Below are 16,832 nucleotides of genomic sequence, written 5' to 3' on the forward strand. Positions count from 1 at the left end.
CAAAGGGACGCAAGCCGCCATGCAAGTGAAACACCTGCTGCTGATCGCCATCCTCGGGCTTACCGCGGCCTGTTCCTCTAACAAGGAAGTCATTGACGAGAACCTCAGCGAAGCCGAGCTGTACCAGCAGGCCCAGGCTGACCTGGACAATTCCAGCTACACCAGCGCCGTGAACAAGCTCAAGGCCCTGGAGTCGCGTTACCCGTTCGGCCGTTACGCCGACCAGGCGCAGCTCGAACTGATCTACGCCAACTACAAGAACACCGAGCCGGAGGCCGCCAAGTCTGCCGCCGAGCGTTTCATCCGCCTGCACCCGCAGCACCCGAACGTCGACTATGCCTACTACCTAAAGGGCCTGACGTCGTTCGACCAGGACCGTGGCCTGCTGGCGCGCTTCCTGCCGCTGGACATGACCAAGCGTGACCCCGGTGCCGCCCGTGACTCGTACAACGAGTTCGCCCAGCTGACCAGCCGCTTCCCGAACAGCCGCTACGCGCCGGACGCCAAGCAGCGCATGATCTACCTGCGCAACCTGCTGGCCTCCTACGAGATCCACGTGGCCGACTACTACCTGGGCCGCCAGGCTTATGTGGCTGCCGCCAACCGTGGCCGCTACGTGGTCGAGAACTTCCAGGAAACGCCATCGGTCGGTGACGGCCTGGCAGTCATGGTCGAGGCATACCAGAAGATGCACCTGGACGAGCTGGCTGCCACCAGCCTGGAAACCCTCAAGCTCAACTACCCGGACCACCCGAGCCTGGTCGACGGCGAGTTCCAGCCCAAGCAGACCGAGTCTGACGGCCGTGGCTGGCTGTCCAAGGCGACCCTGGGCCTGATCGAAACCGACGCCCCGCTGCCGCCGGGCGAAACCCGCGCCAACCAGGACGTGGTCAAGCAGTTCCAGGACGCGCGCTCCGAGATGCCGCAAGAGCTGCTGCCGAAAGACGAAAATGGCGACGTGATTCTGCCGCCAGGCCCGAAAGAAGCCGAGCAGGACCGTTCGTGGTTCAGCTACATGACCTTTGGTCTGTTCGACTGATTGATCGCAACACAAGAAAGGGAGGCCTTGGGCCTCCCTTTTTTATTGGCTGCGTCCTAGACTGTCGGCTTCTTCATTCGACAAGCTGGACACCATGGTTCGCCTACTTTTCTGGATCGCCCTGATCGCCGCCGCGTTCTGGCTGTGGCGCAAGTTCAAGATCAGCCAGCAATCCCACCCTGAGCCCAAACTCGACGACCCGCTGAAGATGGTGCGCTGCGCCCATTGTGGCGTGCACCTGCCTAATGACCGGGCGTTGCAGCTGGGCAAGGAGTGGTATTGCAGCCAGGCGCACCTTGAGCAGGGGCCTGGGCGGCAGGGATAAGCCTCAAACCCCATAGGCCCCATCGCCGGCAAGCCGGCTCCCACAGGGACTGCGCAGCGCTCAAGGCCAGCGCGGCACCTGTGGGGGCTTGCCAGCGAAAGGCCCGCAAAGCGGGCCCGGCACTCTCAGCCCAAGCGCCCTACCGGCGCATACGGCGACGGGTCGATGATCGGCTCAGCCCCGGTCAGCAAATCGACGAACAGCTGGCAAGACGCGGGCGCCAGCACCAGCCCATTGCGGTAATGCCCGCAATTGAGCCACAACCCATCATGCCCAGGCACCGGCCCAATATACGGAATACCTTCCGGCGACCCCGGCCGCAGCCCTGCCCAATGCCCCACCACCGCGGCCTCTGCCAGTTCCGGCAGCAACTCGACCGCCGAAGCCTTGAGGCTTTCCAGCGCCTGCTCGGTCGGGGTCTTGTCGTATCCAGCATGCTCCAGCGTACTGCCCACCAGAATATGCCCGTCGCGGCGCGGAATGGCGTAACGCCCCTTGGCCAGCACCATGCTCGGCAAAAAGTCCTCGGCACACTTGAACAGGATCATCTGGCCCTTCACCGGCTCTACCGGCAGTTCCAGGCCCAGCGTGCGCAGCAGGTCGCCGCTCCAGGCGCCTGCGCTCAGTACCACTTCATCGGCATCGATCACGCCATCCGCCGTCTGCACACCGGTAACGCGCTCATCCTCATGCCGGAAGCCTGTCACCTGGCAGTGCTCACGCAAGCTCACGTTTGGTAGCGCCAGCAATGCTGCCTTGAGCGACTTCACCAAGCGTGGATTACGCACGTTGGCCACCCCCGCCATGTAGATGGCGCGCTTGAAGCCAGGGCCCAGCACCGGTACGGCGTCATAGGCCGCCGAGATATCCACAGCACTGAGCGGGCGTCGCTCGCGCTCGGCCCAGGCCAATGCCTCGGCTTCATCATCCAGGTCCAACCAATACAACCCGGTGGTATGAACCTGAGGATCAATGCCCGTGGTAGCGAACAGGTGCTCGCCCAGTTGTGGATAAAAATCCTGGGACCAATGCGCCAAAGCGGTTACCGCCGGGCTGTAGCGCCATGGGTACAGCGGCGAGATGATACCGCCGCCGGCCCAGGACGACTCGCGGCCGACCTCCCCCTGATCGCAGACCACGACCTGCCCGACGCTCGCCGCCAGGTTGAATGCCGTCAGCAGGCCGATAACCCCGCCGCCGACCACCACTACTTGCTTGCTCATCTGTCGATCCAAACACCTGAAGTAAAACCGCGATGCGCCGGGCATCATTCATTCTTCAGCTTCCCCAGCATCGCTCGCGGCCTTCCAGGCTGCCCGGGTTGCTCTGCACGCCGCTTTGGTCGAGCTGAAAATCACCACAGCGGTCATCGGCCATCAGGCCATTCGGCAGCCGCCTTGCGCTCAGCGTAAAGGTATCGCTGCTGCGCTGGGCCTGCAGGCTGTAATGACGGTTGGCAGTGGGCAAGGCCAGCTCGCCTTCGGCGTATTGGCCCGTGCGCACGCGGTGGCGCTCCAGGCGCAAGGCAGCGTCATGCAGCAGGCCAACCACTTCACTGCGTGCGGCTCGCCGAAGCTGGTCGCTGTAACTGGGGTAGGCAATGGCTGCCAGAATGCCGGTCACGGCCACGACAATCAACAATTCGATCAGGGTCAGGCCTTGCTGCATGTCAGGGCTCCCCCAATCGTTGTCGCCAGAGGATGCGCCGCACCTCATCACCTGACAGGGCATACACCGCTTCAAGTACATGGCGCGACTCGGCCTGTCGGCTGACGGCAGTCACCCTGAACAAGGTGGCCTGTTGGCCCTCGGGCAAATATGCGACGCGGTCGCTTGTGCCAAGGTTTTGCACCTGAAAATAGCCGCTTTGGGTACCCTGCCAGCTGCCTTGCAAGTCGTGCGGGCGTTGTGGCGGCTGGCAGGGCTTGCACAGCGGGGGCGTAACCAGCGTTAGCTGGTCAACAGCCAGCAGGAGTGTCTGTTCGGCTTCCTCAAGTGCCTTGAGCCCATCACGCCAGTAGCCGGCCATGCGTGTTTCAACCAGCGCATCTCGCAGCGCCGAGGCCGCGATCAGACCAAGCAGCAAGCTCAGCACCAGCGCCACTAGCAACACCACGCCGCGTTGGCGCTTCACGGTTCGGGCACCGGGTTACGCAGCGCCACACTCAGCGCGTGCTGCTGCTCGATGCGCAAGGTGGGCTCGTACAAGGTCAGGTGCACATCTACCCGCCCGCCTTGTGGTGTTTCGACGAACGCCACGCGCATCTCGCGCACATGGTCGACCAGTGGCTGCGGTGTACCTCGTCGCCGGAACTTCAACGTACCGTCTTCCAGCGCATACACGTGCCGGCTGATAGGGAACGCCAACAGCTGACCGCTGCTTTCAGCTCGGCCCTTGTACACGTGGGCCTCGTCGGTGCAGTTGGTCAGCAGCGTCCAACCTGGAGCACCGCTGTGCCCTGGCAGCTCGGCGACCACCAGGCTCAAGCTAGTGGGGCTCACGTGCAGCGGTCGGGCGAAGGCCTGAAGTGCTTCCGGGTCGTTGAAATCGCCGGGCTGCAAGCGCAGGCAACCGAACATGCCGGCCATGCGAATATCCTGGGCCATGCGCTGCAAGGCCAGCCGGGCATCATCCTGCAGGCGTGCGGCCACACCTTGCAGCCGCCAGGTTTGATGGGCAGACACGAACAGCTGGCTAGCCGCCGCCAGCAGCCCCAAACCGATGGCGAGCGCCAGCACCCCCTCAAGCAGGCTGAAGCCGCCTTGTGCGCGCTTCACCGCTGCACCTTCCGCGCGCCTGCTGCCCTGCTCCGCTCTAGCTGCGTGTGTTTCAACAAGGCGGCCTGCGCGTCGTGCCGTGCGCTGTCGGTTGCCTGCAGTGCGCGCACCTGCAGCGCAGCAGCGGCAAACAGGCCCACTGCCACGACCACCATGGCCAGCAGTACCTCGAGAAGCGTCATGCCCCCTTCCATCGTTCGCATCCCTGCGCCCCCTGCGACTTTTCCTGCAGCTGTTTACTCACTGGGCGACTGGATCAATTGCCCTGCGACGTTGAAGCTGAAGCGAAGCACGTCCAGGGAGAAATGCACGGTGCGGCAACAGGGCGCAACACTGATACAAATGATGTTGGCGCTGGCCATGGCGGCCGTTCTGACACAGCTGGGGATGCCGGCCTACACCGGGCTTTCAGATGACTTACATAGCGCAGCCGCAGCGCGGGACCTGGCGCAGGCACTGCGCAGCGCGCGCAGCCACGCCTTGCTGCAAGGCCAGACAGTGCGGGTGCAGCCGATGGAAAGCGATTGGGGTAAGGGTTGGCGTGTGGTGCTTGAACACAATCAGCAGGTGCTGCGTGAACACCGCTTGTCGCGGCCGCTGAGAATTGCCCACAACACCCCTGGGCAGGTGAGGTTCAGTGCAGTAGGTGTTCCGCTGGGGCGTAGCAATTCAACACTGGAGATCTGCGAACGCGTCTCCCCCACCGGCCAGTATCACGTCGTGCTGTCGACCAGCGGCAGAATCAGCGTGCGCACAGGTGAGCCCGAGCGGGGCTCTCTGTGCGCACGCTCTTGATCAGATCAGCGAACGAACCCGCAGCTCTTTGGGCATCGAGAACGTGATGTTCTCTTCACGCCCATCGAGCTCTTCGGCGCCAGAAGCGCCCCACGCCTTGAGCTGCTCGATCACACCACGCACCAGCACCTCTGGGGCAGAAGCACCCGCCGTGATGCCGATGCGGGCGGCGTCGCCAAACCAGCTGCGCTGCAGGTCCTCGGCACCATCGATCAGGTAGGCCGGGGTGCCCATGCGCTCGGCCAGCTCACGCAGGCGGTTGGAGTTGGAGCTGTTCGGGCTGCCGACCACCAGTACCACGTCACATTCGTCGGCCAGTTGCTTGACTGCATCCTGGCGGTTCTGGGTGGCGTAGCAGATGTCATCCTTGCGCGGGCCACCGATGTTCGGGAAGCGCGCACGCAGGGCATCGATGACACGGCTTGTGTCATCCATCGACAGCGTGGTCTGGGTCACAAAGGCCAGGTGGTCCGGGTCGCGCACCTGCAGCTTGGCAACATCCTCCTCGTCTTCGACGAGGTAGATGGCGCCGCCGTTGCTGGCGTCATACTGCCCCATGGTGCCTTCCACTTCCGGGTGCCCGGCGTGGCCGATGAGAATGCACTCACGGCCGTCGCGGCTGTACTTGGCCACCTCGATGTGCACCTTGGTGACCAGGGGGCACGTGGCATCGAACACCTTCAGGCCACGCCCGGCCGCTTCCTGGCGGACGGCCTGGGAAACGCCATGGGCGCTGAAGATGACGATGACGTCGTCAGGCACCTGCTCCAGCTCTTCGACGAAGATGGCACCGCGGTTGCGCAGGTCTTCGACCACGAACTTGTTGTGCACCACTTCGTGGCGTACGTAAATCGGCGGGCCGAAGACTTCCAGGGCACGGTTGACGATCTCGATCGCCCGGTCGACCCCCGCGCAAAAGCCGCGAGGGTTGGCGAGTTTGATTTGCATGCTCGGCTCCAGGCTTACAAGGCCTTCACATCGAGGATCTCCACCTCGAAGCTCAGGGTCTTGCCAGCCAGTGGGTGATTGAAGTCGATGGTCACCTGCGCGTCATCGAAGGCTTTGACCACGCCCGGCAGCTCGGCGTTGGCGGCGTCGTTGAAGATCACCAGCAGGCCTTCGGACAACTCCATGTCGGTGAACTGCGAGCGCGGCATCACTTGCACATTCTGCGGGTTCGGTTGGCCGAAGGCGTTCTCCGGGGCCACGGTGACGGTGCGCTTGTCGCCGGCCTTGAAGCCGAACAGCGCGGCTTCGAAACCGGGCAGCAGGTTGCCGTCACCGACCTTGAACATGGCGGGCGACTTGTCGAACGTGCTGTCGACCGTGTCGCCGTTTTCAAGGTGCAGGGCGAAGTGCAAGGTGATTTCGGTGTTCTGGCCAATACGGGTGTCAGTCATGGACAGGCTCCTCGGACTTCTTGCTCTTGAACATATCCAGCGCCAGCATCACCGCACCAACGGTGATGGCACTGTCGGCCAGGTTGAAGGCCGGGAAATAATGGCGGTTCTGCCAGTGCACCAGGATGAAGTCGACCACGTGGCCAAGCACGATGCGGTCATACAGGTTACCCAACGCACCACCCAGCACCAATGCCAAGGCGACGGCCAGCCAGGTCTCGCTGCGCCCCAGACGCTTGAGCCAGACCACCAGCACCGCACTGACCACCAGGGCGATCAGGGCGAACAGCCAACGCTGCCAGCCGGAGCTGTCGGCGAGGAAGCTGAACGCCGCCCCGGTGTTGTAGGCCAGGGTCCAGCTGAAGTAGTCAGGAATGACCACGATCTGCTGGTACAGGCTCAGCTTGCCTTCGAAATAGACCTTGGTGACCTGGTCAAGGACCAGGACCACCAGGCTCAGCCAGAGCCAGGCAAGGCGCCCGAAGCGCCCCGCAACAGGGTTAGGCATAGTGGCGCACCTCGCCCGAACCGCTCAGGTTGTCGACGCAACGGCTGCAGATTTCCGGGTGCTCCGGGTGGCTGCCAACGTCGGCGCGGAAGTGCCAGCAGCGGCCGCACTTGGCGTGGCCGGACTTGACCACTTTCAGCTTGAGGCCTTCGACTTCGGTCGCCACGGCATCAGCTGGTGCCTGCACGAACGGCACCACGCTGGCAGCCGAGGTGATCAGCACGAAGCGCAGCTCGTCGCCCAGCTTGCTCAGGTCGGCGCTCAGGCCTTCTTCGGCGTACAGGGTAACTTCGGCTTGCAGGTTGCCACCAATGACCTTGGCGGTACGCTGGTTTTCCAGCTCCTTGTTGACCGATGCCTTGACCGCCATGACGCGGTCCCAATAGGCACGGTCAAGCTCGGTGCCTTCCGGCAGCTCGCTCAGGCCCTGGTACCAGCCGTTGAGCATCACCGACTCGTTGCGCTCGCCCGGCAGGTACTGCCAGATTTCGTCGGCGGTGAAGGCCAGGATCGGCGCGATCCAGCGCACCAGTGCTTCGCTGATGTGGTACAGCGCAGACTGGCACGAACGGCGCGCGACACTGTTGGCGCCGGTGGTGTACTGGCGGTCCTTGATGATGTCGAGGTAGAAGCCACCCAGCTCCTGCACGCAGAAGTTGTGGATCTTCGAGTAGACGTTCCAGAAGCGGTACTCGCTGTAGTGCTCTTCCAGCTCGCGCTGCAGCAGCAGCGTGCGGTCCACTGCCCAACGGTCCAGGGCCAGCATGTCCTCTGGGGCCAGCAGGTCGCGGGACGGGTCGAAGCCCGACAGGTTGGACAGCAGGAAGCGCGCGGTGTTGCGGATACGGCGGTAGGCGTCGGCGCTACGCTGCAGGATCTGCTCGGAAACCGCCATCTCACCGGAGTAGTCGGTGGCCGAAACCCACAGGCGCAGGATGTCGGCACCCAGGGTGTTGTTGACCTTTTCCGGCTCGATGGTGTTGCCCAGCGACTTGGACATCTTGCGGCCGTTCTCGTCCACGGTGAAGCCGTGGGTCAGCAACTCGCGGTACGGCGCGTGGTTGTCGATGGCGCAACCGGTCAGCAAGGACGAGTGGAACCAGCCGCGGTGCTGGTCGGAGCCTTCCAGGTACAGGTCGGCGACCGGGCCGGTAGCGTGGCCGATGTCGTGCGAGCCACGCAGCACGTGCCAGTGGGTGGTGCCGGAGTCGAACCACACGTCCAGGGTGTCGGTGATCTTGTCGTACTGGCCGGCTTCGTCACCGAGCAGTTCGGCGGCGTCCAGCTTGAACCAGGCCTCGATGCCTTCTTGCTCGACGCGCTTGGCCACGGCTTCCATCAGCTCGACGGTACGCGGGTGCAGCTCGCCGGTCTGCTTGTGCAGGAAGAACGGGATCGGCACACCCCAGTTGCGCTGACGCGAGATGCACCAGTCCGGGCGGTTGGCGATCATCGAGTGCAGGCGCGCCTGGCCCCAGGCCGGGACGAACTTGGTTTCTTCGATGGCCTTGAGGGCGCGCTCACGCAGCGGCTCGCCGGTGGTTGGCTGCTTGTCCATGCCGACGAACCACTGCGCGGTGGCGCGGTAGATCAGCGGGGTTTTGTGGCGCCAGCAGTGCATGTAGCTGTGGCTGATGGTTTCGGAGTGCATCAGCGCACCGACTTCGCCCAGCTTCTCGACGATGGCCGGGTTGGCCTTCCAGATGAACTGGCCGCCAAAGAACTCCAGCGACTCGACATACACGCCGTTGCTTTGCACCGGCGTGAGGATGTCGTCGTTGACCATGCCGTAGCGCTTGCAGGTGACGAAGTCGTCTTCACCGTAGGCAGGTGCGGAGTGGACCACACCAGTACCGGCGCCCAGCTCGACGTAGTCAGCCAGGTAGAGTGGCGACAGGCGATCGTAGAACGGGTGGCGGAAGTTGATCAGCTCCAGGGCCGAGCCTTGGGCGGTCGCAACCACCGAGCCTTCCAGGTTGTAACGCTTGAGGCACGACTCGACCAGCTCTTCAGCCAGCACCAGCAGGCGCTCGCCGGTGTCGACCAGGGCGTACTTGAACTCCGGGTGGATGTTCAACGCCTGGTTGGCAGGGATGGTCCACGGGGTGGTGGTCCAGATCACGATGGCGGCAGGCTTGGCCAGCGAGGCCAGGCCAAAGGCGGCGGCCAGCTTGTCGGCGTCGGCGACCGGGAAGGCCACGTCGATGGTCTGCGACTTCTTGTCGGCGTATTCGACTTCGGCTTCGGCCAGTGCCGAACCGCAATCGAAGCACCAGTTCACAGGCTTGAGGCCCTTGAACACGAAACCTTGCTTGACCATCTCGGCCAGGGCACGGATTTCACCGGCCTCGTTGGCGAAGTTCATGGTCTTGTAAGGGTTGTCCCAGTCGCCCAGCACACCCAGGCGGATGAACTCGGTCTTCTGCCCTTCGATCTGCTCGGCGGCGTACTCGCGGCAAAGCTCGCGGGTGCGGTCGGCGGACAGGTGCTTACCGTGGGTGACTTCGACCTTGTGTTCGATCGGCAGGCCATGGCAGTCCCAGCCCGGCACGTAGGGCGCGTCAAAGCCCGCCAGGGTCTTGGAACGGACGATCATGTCCTTGAGGATCTTGTTCAGCGCATGACCGATGTGGATCTTGCCGTTGGCATAGGGCGGGCCGTCGTGCAGGACGAACTTCGGACGATCCTTGCCAATTTCGCGCAGCTTCTGGTACAGGCCAATGCTGTCCCAGCGCTGCAGAATTTGCGGTTCGCGCTGAGGCAGGCCGGCCTTCATCGGGAAGGCGGTGTCCGGAAGGTTTAGCGTGGCTTTGTAGTCGGTCATTTCAGGCTCTTCGTTAGCGGTTGAGCGTGCCAATGTGCACGTGCGGCGGCGATGTCCGCGTCGATCGCCGACTTCAGCGCCTCAAGGGAGGCGAATCGCTGCTCTTCACGCAGCTTGTGGTGGAACTCCACCGTCAGACGCCGGCCATACAGGTCGCCGGCATAATCCAGAAGATGAATCTCCAGGTGCGGGCGCCCATCACCGGCAACGGTGGGGCGCACGCCGATATTGCCGACACCCGGCCAGGCCTTGCCGTCGATTTCGATGCTGGCCAGGTAAACCCCGGACAGCGGCACGCGGCGGCGCTTGAGCTGGATGTTGGCGGTGGGCGTGCCAAGTTGGCGCGCGAGTTTTTGGCCGTGCAAGACCCGGCCAGTGATGCGGTACGGGCGGCCCAGCAGGTGCTCGGCCAGTTCGAAGTCGCCTTCGGACAACGCCTTGCGCACTTCGGTGCTGCTGACCCGCAAACCATCCTGGATAACCGTGTTGGCGGCTTCGACGGTGAACCCGTACTTGTCGCCGGCCTCGACCAAGAAGGCAAAATCGCCTGCGCGGTCGCAGCCAAAGCGGAAGTCGTCGCCCACTTCAAGGTGACGCACGCCCAGGCCGTCGACCAGGATGGCCTTGACAAACTCATCGGCGCTGAGCTTGCTCAGGCGCTGGTTGAATGCCAGGCACAGCACGCGGTCGATGCCTTCGGCGGCCAGCAGCTCGACCTTGTCGCGCAGCCGAGCCAGACGCGCCGGGGCGGTATCGGGGGCAAAGTATTCGCGCGGCTGTGGCTCGAAGATCACCACGCAGGTCGGCAGGCCAAGTGCTTGGCCGCGCTCGCGCAGACGCGCCAGGATTGCCTGGTGGCCGCGGTGAACCCCGTCGAAGTTGCCAATGGTGGCGACACAGCCCCGGTGCTCGGGGCGCAGGTTGTGAAGACCTCGAACCAGCTGCATAACGCGCTTCTTGCTCATAAAGTGGCCGATTATAACCACACCCGGGCGCCGGTGACAGGCAGCAGCGCCCAGGGGTGGCGTGGAATGCGAAAAACCGACGCCTGACGTGCGCTAGGCCTCAGTGCAGGGCCTTGCGGGCAAAATGCCGTGGCCGGAAGCCGCACAGGTACAGGCAGCCGAAATACGTCACGACGCCCGCCAGGATCAGCGCCCCGAGACGCACGAAGCGCTCGAGCATGCCGCCCTGCTCCCAGGCCGGCATGACGTGCATGCCCGCCAGCAAAACCGCCGACATCAATGTAACGGCCAATACCAGCTTGAACAGGAAGCGTACCCAGCCCGCTTGCGGCTCGAACAGCCCTTGGCTGCGCAGCTTCCAGAACAGCAGGCCAGCATTGAGGCAGGCACCCAGGCTGATCGCCAGGGCCAGGCCAGCATGCGCAAGCGGGCCGACCAGGACCAGGTTCAACAGCTGAGTACAGACCAGCGTGAACACCGCGATCTTCACGGGTGTCCGGATATTCTGCTGCGCATAGAAGCCTGGTGCCAGTACCTTGACCAGAATGATCGCCAACAGGCCCACAGAATAGGCCATCAACGCACGCTGGGTCATGGCCGCATCGAACGCGCTGAACTTGCCGTACTGGAACAGCGCCACCGTCAGCGGCTCGGCGAGAATGGCCATGGCCAGTGTGCAAGGCAACACCAGCAGGAAGCACAGGCGCAGGCCCCAGTCGAGGATGCGCGAGTATTCTTCGCGGTCCTTGTTGGCGTAGGTCTTGGCCAACGTCGGCAGCAGGATGGTGCCCAGGGCCACGCCGAGCACGCCGGACGGCAGCTCCATCAGGCGATCGGCGTAATACATCCACGACACCGAGCCGGCCACCAGGAACGAGGCGAAGATGGTGTTGATGATCAGCGATATCTGGCTGACCGAAACGCCGAGGATCGCCGGCAGCATCTGCTTGAGCACGCGCCATACACCGGTGTCGCGCAGGTTCAGGCGTGGCAGTACGAGCATGCCGATCTTCTTCAGTGCCGGCAGCTGGTACAGCAGTTGCGCCAGGCCGCCGGCCAGTACACCCCAGGCCAACGCCATGATGGGCGGGTCGAAATACGGCGTGAGCACCACGGCGAAGAAGATCATCGCCACGTTCAGCAGGGTCGGGGTAAATGCGGGGACCGAGAATCGGTTCCAGGTATTGAGGATCGCCCCCGCCAGCGACGACAGCGAAATCAGCAATATATAAGGAAAGGTCACCCGCAACAGGTCGGTGGTGAGCGCGTATTTTTCGGCACTGTCGACGAACCCAGGCGCTGTCGCCCACACCACCCAGGGCGCCGCGAGGATGCCAACGGCCGTGACCAGGGCCAGGACCAGGGTCAACAGGCCGCTGACATAGGCAATAAAGGTACGGGTCGCTTCCTCGCCCTGCTGGGTCTTGTATTCGGCCAGAATCGGCACGAACGCTTGCGAAAACGCCCCCTCGGCAAAAATCCGCCGCAGCAGGTTGGGCAGCTTGAACGCGATGAAAAAGGCATCAGTGGCGATGCCGGCACCAAATACACGCGCCAGGATGGTGTCGCGCACAAAGCCCAACACCCTGGAAATCATGGTGATTGAGCTGACTGCGGCCAGGGATTTGAGCAGATTCATCGAAAAGATTCACGTCAGAGACAGAGGACGCTGCAGACAGCGTTCGAATGTGCGATACTCCCGCGCCTTCGCAGGGGAGCCAAAAATTCCCGAGTTTACAGGTCGCGCAGCAGAAAGGAATCTTTCCCTCTTGTTGGCGCACCGCTCGGCGGAACCTTGCAGGTGGCCTTGACATCCGTTCGACTGATCGGCATGATTCGCGGCCTATTTTGTTTGCTATTTACCTAAAGTCTTTCGAGGAGCTCGACGGTGGCCAACACACCTTCCGCCAAGAAACGTGCAAAACAGGCTGAGAAGCGTCGCAGCCACAACGCCAGCCTGCGTTCCATGGTCCGCACCTACATCAAGAATGTAGTTAAAGCCATCGACGCAAAAGACGCTGAAAAAGCGCAAGCCGCTTACGTTCTGGCTGTGCCTGTAATCGACCGTATGGCCGATAAAGGCATCATCCACAAGAACAAAGCTGCTCGCCACAAAGGCCGTCTGAATGGCCACATCAAGGCGCTGAAAGAAGCTGCAGCTGCCTAAGCGACATGCTTGTCAAAAAACCGACCCTAGGGTCGGTTTTTTGTTGCCTGCGATTTTTCATTACACGGGCTTTGTGTAGGAGCAGCCTTGTGCTGCGAAGAGGCCGGTGCAAGCACCTGACATCAAGGGTGCCTGCACCGGCCTCTTCGCAGCACAGGGCTGCTCCTACACAAAGCTAGGGCCGCATTAGGCGGCCCTGGCATCCATCACTTGGCTATCTGGATCTTCGGCGCCCACTGCAGCCATTGATCCTCTGCCTTGTCGAACAGGGCAAAGGTTTGTTGCGGCCGCGCCGGGTTGCCCATCTGCTCACCATCCGGGGTGGCAAAGGCAATACCGCCATCGATCAGTGTCTCCAGCGACTCGGTACGCACCGTAGCGCCCTTCAACAGCCCCCAATCGAAGCCAAAGCCACTGCTGTTCCAGAAGCGGCTGCCGCTGCGCACCAATGCGGCATAGCGCGGCTCGATAAGGATATGGATCAGCACGCGGTCGGCGCTCTGGCCCAGCTCGAAGCCTGTCACCTTGCCGACTGCAACTTCACGGTAGGTCACCGGCACACCCGGCTTGATCGAGCCACGCCGCGGTGCACTGAGCGTCAACGGCAAGCCCACCTCAGGGCCAGCCACCTCTGGGGCATCTGCCAGGGCAATGAAATCACGCTGCGTGCCTCTGTCTTTGGCCGCCGGCTGCACTTCCAGGTATTGCCCACCAATCAAGGTGTCGAGGTTTTCAGTGCGCACCAGGCCCAACGCAGGCTTGACCACCCAGAACTGGGTGCCGACCCGGGCAATACGCTCCGCCGCTTCAGTAATGCGTGCCCGCAACAGCACCGCCTGCAAGTCTGCGGTCAGATCGACGCTTTCGATACTGCCAACGTCCAGGCCACGGAAGCGGATCGGCGTGCCCGGCTTCAAGCCATCGGCGCGGTCGACACGAATGGTGATCAAGGTACCCGCACGATTGACCGCCTCCTCGCTGTCATGCAGGCGGAAGCGTGGAATATGACGCTTGAGCGCCACATCAGGCCTTGGCGTGTCGAAGGCGATACCGCCCGCCATCAGCGTTTGCAGTGATTCACTTTTGATCTTGATGCCCGACAACCCACCGGTCAGGGTAATACCACTGACATTCCAGAAGCGCGACGAGCCGTTGACCAGCTTCTCGTACTCCTTCTCGATGTGCACACCGATCAGGATGCGGTTGCTGTTGCGGGCGAACTGGTAGCTCTGCACGCTACCCACTTTCACCTGGCGATACATCACCGGGCTACCGACTTCCAACGACCCCAGGGTATCGGCGAACAGCACCATGTGCAGGCCCGGTGCCTTGAGGTCCAGCGGCGGCGCCTTGGGCCGAGCTTCGAACTCACGCAGCGGCTTGGCGCCCTTCTCGCCGGGGCGAATGGCAATGTAGTTACCTTTTACCAAAGCCTCCAGGCCTGTGATGCCCGCCAGCGAGATGGACGGTTTGACCACCCAGAACTGTGTCCCTTCGACCAGGTAGTCCTCGGTCAGCGGGTCGAGGGTGAGCTCGGCCATGGCGCTGCCGAGGTTATCCTCCATCTTCAGCGCTTTCAGCGAGCCGACCTGTATGCCTTTGTACATCACCGGCGTGCGGCCAGCCTGCAGGCCTTCGTAGTCACTCAGCTTGACCTTGATGCGGATGCCGGCCTGGGCAGCATCAAAGTCTTCGTACAGGCGGAACGGCAGGCTGGGGTCGGTTGGCGGGCTGTCCTTGCGGTATTCCGGTGTCGCAAAGGCAATACCGCCGGCGACGATGCTCGAGAGCGACTCGCTGCGCACCTTCACGCCCGACAGGCTGGCATCGATACTGATGCCGCTGGCATTCCAGAAACGCGTGTGTTTGCGCACCAGGCTGGCGTAGGCGGGCTGGATGAATACCTTGACCTCGACCGTATCCTGATCATCGGAAAGCCGGTAGCTCTTCACCCGGCCGACCTGAATCTGCTTGTAGAAAACCGGGCTGTCGCGGTTGAGCGACCCCAATCGATCGGCCTTGAGCGTCAGGTGCAAGCCGGGCTCACTGTCGGACAAGGGCGGCGCCGTGGACAAGGCGGTAAAGCGCTTGGCCTTCTCCCCTTCGCCAGGGCTGACGGCGATGTAGTTACCCGAGACCAAGGTTTCCAGGCCGGAAATACCCGCCAGGCTGACGCTTGGCTTGACCAGCCAGAAGCGCGTACCGGTTGTCAGGTGTGGTTCTGCCGCCTTGTTCATCTCAATGGTGGCGATCACCCCTTGGTTGTCGCCCTTGGCGTCCAGCACCAGGGACGTCACCTTACCGACCGGCATGCCCTTGTAGATAACTTCGGTCTTGTTGGCGACGATCCCTTCACCGGTGGTGAAACGAACTTCGATTTCTACACCCGCATCCCGATACGCCTGCCATGCCAACCAGCCGCCGATCATCAACGCGATCAGCGGCAGAATCCAGATGGCCGACCAGTTCGAGGCTGGGCGGGTTTTTGCCGTAGGCAGGTCACTCATGGTCGTCATCCGACTCCGTGTTATCCCAAATCAGTCGGGGATCGAAAGTTAAAGCAGCGAGCATCGTCAGGATCACCACAGTGGCAAAGGCGACAGCACCCAGGTTGGCTTCGACACTGGCTATTCGGCCGAAATTCACTACCGCCACCAGAATGGCGATGACGAAAATATCGAGCATGGACCAGCGTCCGATGAATTCGATGAAGCGGTACATCAGGATCCGCTGGCGCGCAGAAAGCGGCTGTCGGCGTTGAACGGAGTACAACAGCAAGCCTATGCCCACCAGCTTGAAGGTGGGCACCAGGATGCTGGCAATGAAGACCACCGCCGCAATGGGCACCATACCGTGCTTGAGCAGGGTAATGACGCCCGACATGATGGTATCGGGGCTGCCCTGGCCGAGCGTGCTGACGGTCATGATCGGCAACAGATTGGCAGGGATGTACAGAATGGAAGCCGCAATCAACAGCGCCCAGGTACGCACGATGCTGTTGGGTCGACGGCCATGCACGATGGCGCCACAGCGCGTGCATGCCTGCGAGGCGCTGTCGGCCTCCTGCCTGTTCAGTTCGTGACACTCATTGCAGACAAGGATGCCTGCATCAATCGCCCGCATGGAGATCCTCCCCGGAAAGCGCACTCCAGATCTGATGCGGTGACATCACCACTTCAAGCCACACCTGAATCAATAACAAACTGATGAAGCAGAATAGGCCCAACCCGATGGTCAACTCGGCCAGGTCTACCAGTTTGACGATCGCAACCAGCACGCCCATGAAGTAGACCTCGAGCATGCCCCAGTCGCGCAGATGGTGATAGATGCGATAGCACAACAGGCCATAGCTGCGTCCTACATCCAGGCGAATACTTAGCAGCACTGCCAGCTGGCACAGCAGCTTTGCCAAGGGAATGGCCATGCTGCACAGGAAAACCACGACGGCCACGCCACGCATTTCGGAGTTGTAGAGGCCTAAGACGCCACTCCATACCGTATCGTCGGACGTCTGGCCAAGCAGGTGCAGCTGCATGATCGGCAGGAAATTGGCCGGCACGAACAGCAAGAGGGCGGTGAGCACCAGGGCTAGGCTACGGTTGACCACGTTGTGCCGGTGGGCGTAAAGCTCATAGCCGCAGCGCGGGCACTGGGCCTTTTCGTCATGCTGCAGCACGGGCTTGCGCATCAACAGGTCGCATTCGTGGCAAGCAACGAGTTCGTCCAGCGGCAATTGAGCCAGTGCTTCGGGTTCGACAGGGTTGGGCATATCGAGCTTCTGAATGGATGCGTGGGCTCTATTCTAGTGATCTGGCTCAAAATGTGGGAGGCGACTATTGACCGGTGTGCAACTGCAGGTGCCAGTCGGTGCTGAAGCCCGGAAAAGACAAAACCCCTACCTGCTCGCGCAGATAGGGGTTTTGCGAAATGAATCTTGACGATGACCTACTCTCACATGGGGAAACCCCACACTACCATCGGCGATGCATCGTTTCACTACTGAGTTCGGGATGGGATCAGGTGGTTCCAAT

18 protein-coding genes and 1 rRNA gene are annotated in these 16,832 nt (G+C 62.3%); 4 read left to right on the top strand and 15 right to left on the bottom strand.

The genetic code is table 11. The annotated features are described in order from the left end of the window. Positions 1–19 precede the first annotated feature (19 nt). Together D886_RS0114235 and D886_RS0114240 are read left to right on the top strand one after the other, a co-directional pair. Entirely contained in the window at positions 20–1,039 is a 1,020-nt protein-coding gene (locus tag D886_RS0114235) for an outer membrane protein assembly factor BamD (RefSeq protein ID WP_027594566.1), read from the top strand. Between the two features lie 94 nt (positions 1,040–1,133). Then, positions 1,134–1,364, top strand: coding sequence for a PP0621 family protein (locus D886_RS0114240; RefSeq protein ID WP_027594567.1), 231 nt, complete (start codon positions 1,134–1,136; stop codon positions 1,362–1,364). Between the two features lie 125 nt (positions 1,365–1,489). Here D886_RS0114240 and thiO read toward each other — a convergent pair whose 3' ends face one another. The 5 genes from thiO to D886_RS0114265 are packed head-to-tail and all read right to left on the bottom strand — an operon-like array spanning position 1,490 to position 4,345. Then, complete coding sequence (thiO, locus tag D886_RS0114245) at positions 1,490–2,587, bottom strand: glycine oxidase ThiO (protein WP_027594568.1); 1,098 nt, start codon at positions 2,585–2,587, stop codon at positions 1,490–1,492. Positions 2,588–2,642: 55 nt separating this feature from the next. After that, entirely contained in the window at positions 2,643–3,032 is a 390-nt protein-coding gene (locus tag D886_RS0114250; protein ID WP_027594569.1) for a type IV pilin protein, read from the bottom strand. A 1-nt stretch (position 3,033) separates the two neighbouring features. Then, the gene (locus D886_RS0114255) at positions 3,034–3,498 is read right to left on the bottom strand and encodes a hypothetical protein (protein ID WP_027594570.1); all 465 of its coding nucleotides are present in this window, start codon (positions 3,496–3,498) and stop codon (positions 3,034–3,036) included. After that, complete coding sequence (locus D886_RS0114260) at positions 3,495–4,142, bottom strand: PilW family protein (protein ID WP_027594571.1); 648 nt, start codon at positions 4,140–4,142, stop codon at positions 3,495–3,497. The genes D886_RS0114255 and D886_RS0114260 overlap by 4 nt, the downstream gene beginning before the upstream one ends. Continuing rightward, positions 4,139–4,345: a prepilin-type N-terminal cleavage/methylation domain-containing protein gene (locus tag D886_RS0114265; RefSeq protein ID WP_027594572.1), complete on the bottom strand. Its 207-nt coding sequence runs from the start codon at positions 4,343–4,345 to the stop codon at positions 4,139–4,141. Before D886_RS0114265 ends, D886_RS0114260 begins: the two co-directional genes overlap by 4 nt. Before the next feature lie 109 nt (positions 4,346–4,454). On the opposite strand from D886_RS0114265, the gene D886_RS0114270 reads away from it, so the two are divergent. Continuing rightward, positions 4,455–4,937: a GspH/FimT family protein gene (locus D886_RS0114270; RefSeq protein WP_027594573.1), complete on the top strand. Its 483-nt coding sequence runs from the start codon at positions 4,455–4,457 to the stop codon at positions 4,935–4,937. Here D886_RS0114270 and ispH read toward each other — a convergent pair whose 3' ends face one another. The 6 genes from ispH to murJ all read right to left on the bottom strand — a co-directional run bounded on the left by ispH (position 4,938) and on the right by murJ (position 12,273). After that, on the bottom strand, positions 4,938–5,885 hold the full coding sequence (ispH, locus tag D886_RS0114275) for a 4-hydroxy-3-methylbut-2-enyl diphosphate reductase (RefSeq protein ID WP_027594574.1): 948 nt from the start codon (positions 5,883–5,885) through the stop codon (positions 4,938–4,940). Positions 5,886–5,899: 14 nt separating this feature from the next. Then, complete coding sequence (gene fkpB, locus D886_RS0114280) at positions 5,900–6,337, bottom strand: FKBP-type peptidyl-prolyl cis-trans isomerase (RefSeq protein ID WP_027594575.1); 438 nt, start codon at positions 6,335–6,337, stop codon at positions 5,900–5,902. Next, positions 6,330–6,845, bottom strand: a complete 516-nt coding sequence (gene lspA / locus D886_RS0114285; RefSeq protein ID WP_027594576.1) for a signal peptidase II — start codon at positions 6,843–6,845, stop codon at positions 6,330–6,332. The genes fkpB and lspA overlap by 8 nt, the downstream gene beginning before the upstream one ends. After that, positions 6,838–9,669, bottom strand: coding sequence for an isoleucine--tRNA ligase (ileS, locus tag D886_RS0114290; RefSeq protein ID WP_027594577.1), 2,832 nt, complete (start codon positions 9,667–9,669; stop codon positions 6,838–6,840). The genes lspA and ileS overlap by 8 nt, the downstream gene beginning before the upstream one ends. After that, positions 9,666–10,616, bottom strand: coding sequence for a bifunctional riboflavin kinase/FAD synthetase (gene ribF / locus D886_RS0114295; RefSeq protein WP_027594578.1), 951 nt, complete (start codon positions 10,614–10,616; stop codon positions 9,666–9,668). The genes ileS and ribF overlap by 4 nt, the downstream gene beginning before the upstream one ends. A gap of 118 nt (positions 10,617–10,734) precedes the next feature. Next, positions 10,735–12,273 carry a murein biosynthesis integral membrane protein MurJ gene (gene murJ / locus D886_RS0114300; protein WP_027594579.1) on the bottom strand — a complete coding sequence of 513 codons (1,539 nt, stop codon included), beginning with the start codon at positions 12,271–12,273 and terminating at the stop codon, positions 10,735–10,737. A 249-nt stretch (positions 12,274–12,522) separates the two neighbouring features. On the opposite strand from murJ, the gene rpsT reads away from it, so the two are divergent. Further along, positions 12,523–12,801 (top strand): 30S ribosomal protein S20, encoded by a 279-nt coding sequence (rpsT, locus tag D886_RS0114305; RefSeq protein ID WP_003247625.1) that lies wholly within the window; start codon positions 12,523–12,525, stop codon positions 12,799–12,801. A gap of 206 nt (positions 12,802–13,007) precedes the next feature. On the opposite strand, the gene D886_RS0114310 is transcribed toward rpsT, so the two are convergent. From D886_RS0114310 to rrf, 4 genes are all read right to left on the bottom strand, one after another. After that, positions 13,008–15,308 (bottom strand): PqiB family protein, encoded by a 2,301-nt coding sequence (locus D886_RS0114310; RefSeq protein ID WP_027594580.1) that lies wholly within the window; start codon positions 15,306–15,308, stop codon positions 13,008–13,010. Beyond that, positions 15,301–15,924: a paraquat-inducible protein A gene (locus tag D886_RS0114315; RefSeq protein ID WP_027594581.1), complete on the bottom strand. Its 624-nt coding sequence runs from the start codon at positions 15,922–15,924 to the stop codon at positions 15,301–15,303. The genes D886_RS0114310 and D886_RS0114315 overlap by 8 nt, the downstream gene beginning before the upstream one ends. Then, complete coding sequence (locus D886_RS0114320; protein ID WP_027594582.1) at positions 15,911–16,570, bottom strand: paraquat-inducible protein A; 660 nt, start codon at positions 16,568–16,570, stop codon at positions 15,911–15,913. Before D886_RS0114320 ends, D886_RS0114315 begins: the two co-directional genes overlap by 14 nt. A gap of 163 nt (positions 16,571–16,733) precedes the next feature. Continuing rightward, positions 16,734–16,832: ribosomal RNA gene (gene rrf, locus D886_RS27470) — 5S ribosomal RNA — on the bottom strand; the annotation flags it as partial.

Origin of the sequence: Pseudomonas sp. LAIL14HWK12:I7 (assembly GCF_000483465.1) — a bacterium.
Classification (GTDB): Bacteria; Pseudomonadota; Gammaproteobacteria; order Pseudomonadales; family Pseudomonadaceae; genus Aquipseudomonas; species Aquipseudomonas kermanshahensis.

Bases quoted from the DNA above. Each gene is read 5' to 3' on its own strand.
- D886_RS0114310 (WP_027594580.1), bottom strand. From the start codon at position 15,308: ATGAGTGACCTGCCTACGGCAAAAACCCGCCCAGCCTCGAACTGGTCG.
- D886_RS0114240 (WP_027594567.1), top strand. From the start codon at position 1,134: ATGGTTCGCCTACTTTTCTGGATCGCCCTGATCGCCGCCGCGTTCTGG.
- fkpB (WP_027594575.1), bottom strand. From the start codon at position 6,337: ATGACTGACACCCGTATTGGCCAGAACACCGAAATCACCTTGCACTTC.
- ileS (WP_027594577.1), bottom strand. From the start codon at position 9,669: ATGACCGACTACAAAGCCACGCTAAACCTTCCGGACACCGCCTTCCCG.
- D886_RS0114320 (WP_027594582.1), bottom strand. From the start codon at position 16,570: ATGCCCAACCCTGTCGAACCCGAAGCACTGGCTCAATTGCCGCTGGAC.
- D886_RS0114265 (WP_027594572.1), bottom strand. From the start codon at position 4,345: ATGCGAACGATGGAAGGGGGCATGACGCTTCTCGAGGTACTGCTGGCC.
- D886_RS0114250 (WP_027594569.1), bottom strand. From the start codon at position 3,032: ATGCAGCAAGGCCTGACCCTGATCGAATTGTTGATTGTCGTGGCCGTG.
- ribF (WP_027594578.1), bottom strand. From the start codon at position 10,616: ATGCAGCTGGTTCGAGGTCTTCACAACCTGCGCCCCGAGCACCGGGGC.
- ispH (WP_027594574.1), bottom strand. From the start codon at position 5,885: ATGCAAATCAAACTCGCCAACCCTCGCGGCTTTTGCGCGGGGGTCGAC.
- murJ (WP_027594579.1), bottom strand. From the start codon at position 12,273: ATGAATCTGCTCAAATCCCTGGCCGCAGTCAGCTCAATCACCATGATT.
- D886_RS0114315 (WP_027594581.1), bottom strand. From the start codon at position 15,924: ATGCGGGCGATTGATGCAGGCATCCTTGTCTGCAATGAGTGTCACGAA.
- lspA (WP_027594576.1), bottom strand. From the start codon at position 6,845: ATGCCTAACCCTGTTGCGGGGCGCTTCGGGCGCCTTGCCTGGCTCTGG.
- D886_RS0114235 (WP_027594566.1), top strand. From the start codon at position 20: ATGCAAGTGAAACACCTGCTGCTGATCGCCATCCTCGGGCTTACCGCG.
- thiO (WP_027594568.1), bottom strand. From the start codon at position 2,587: ATGAGCAAGCAAGTAGTGGTGGTCGGCGGCGGGGTTATCGGCCTGCTG.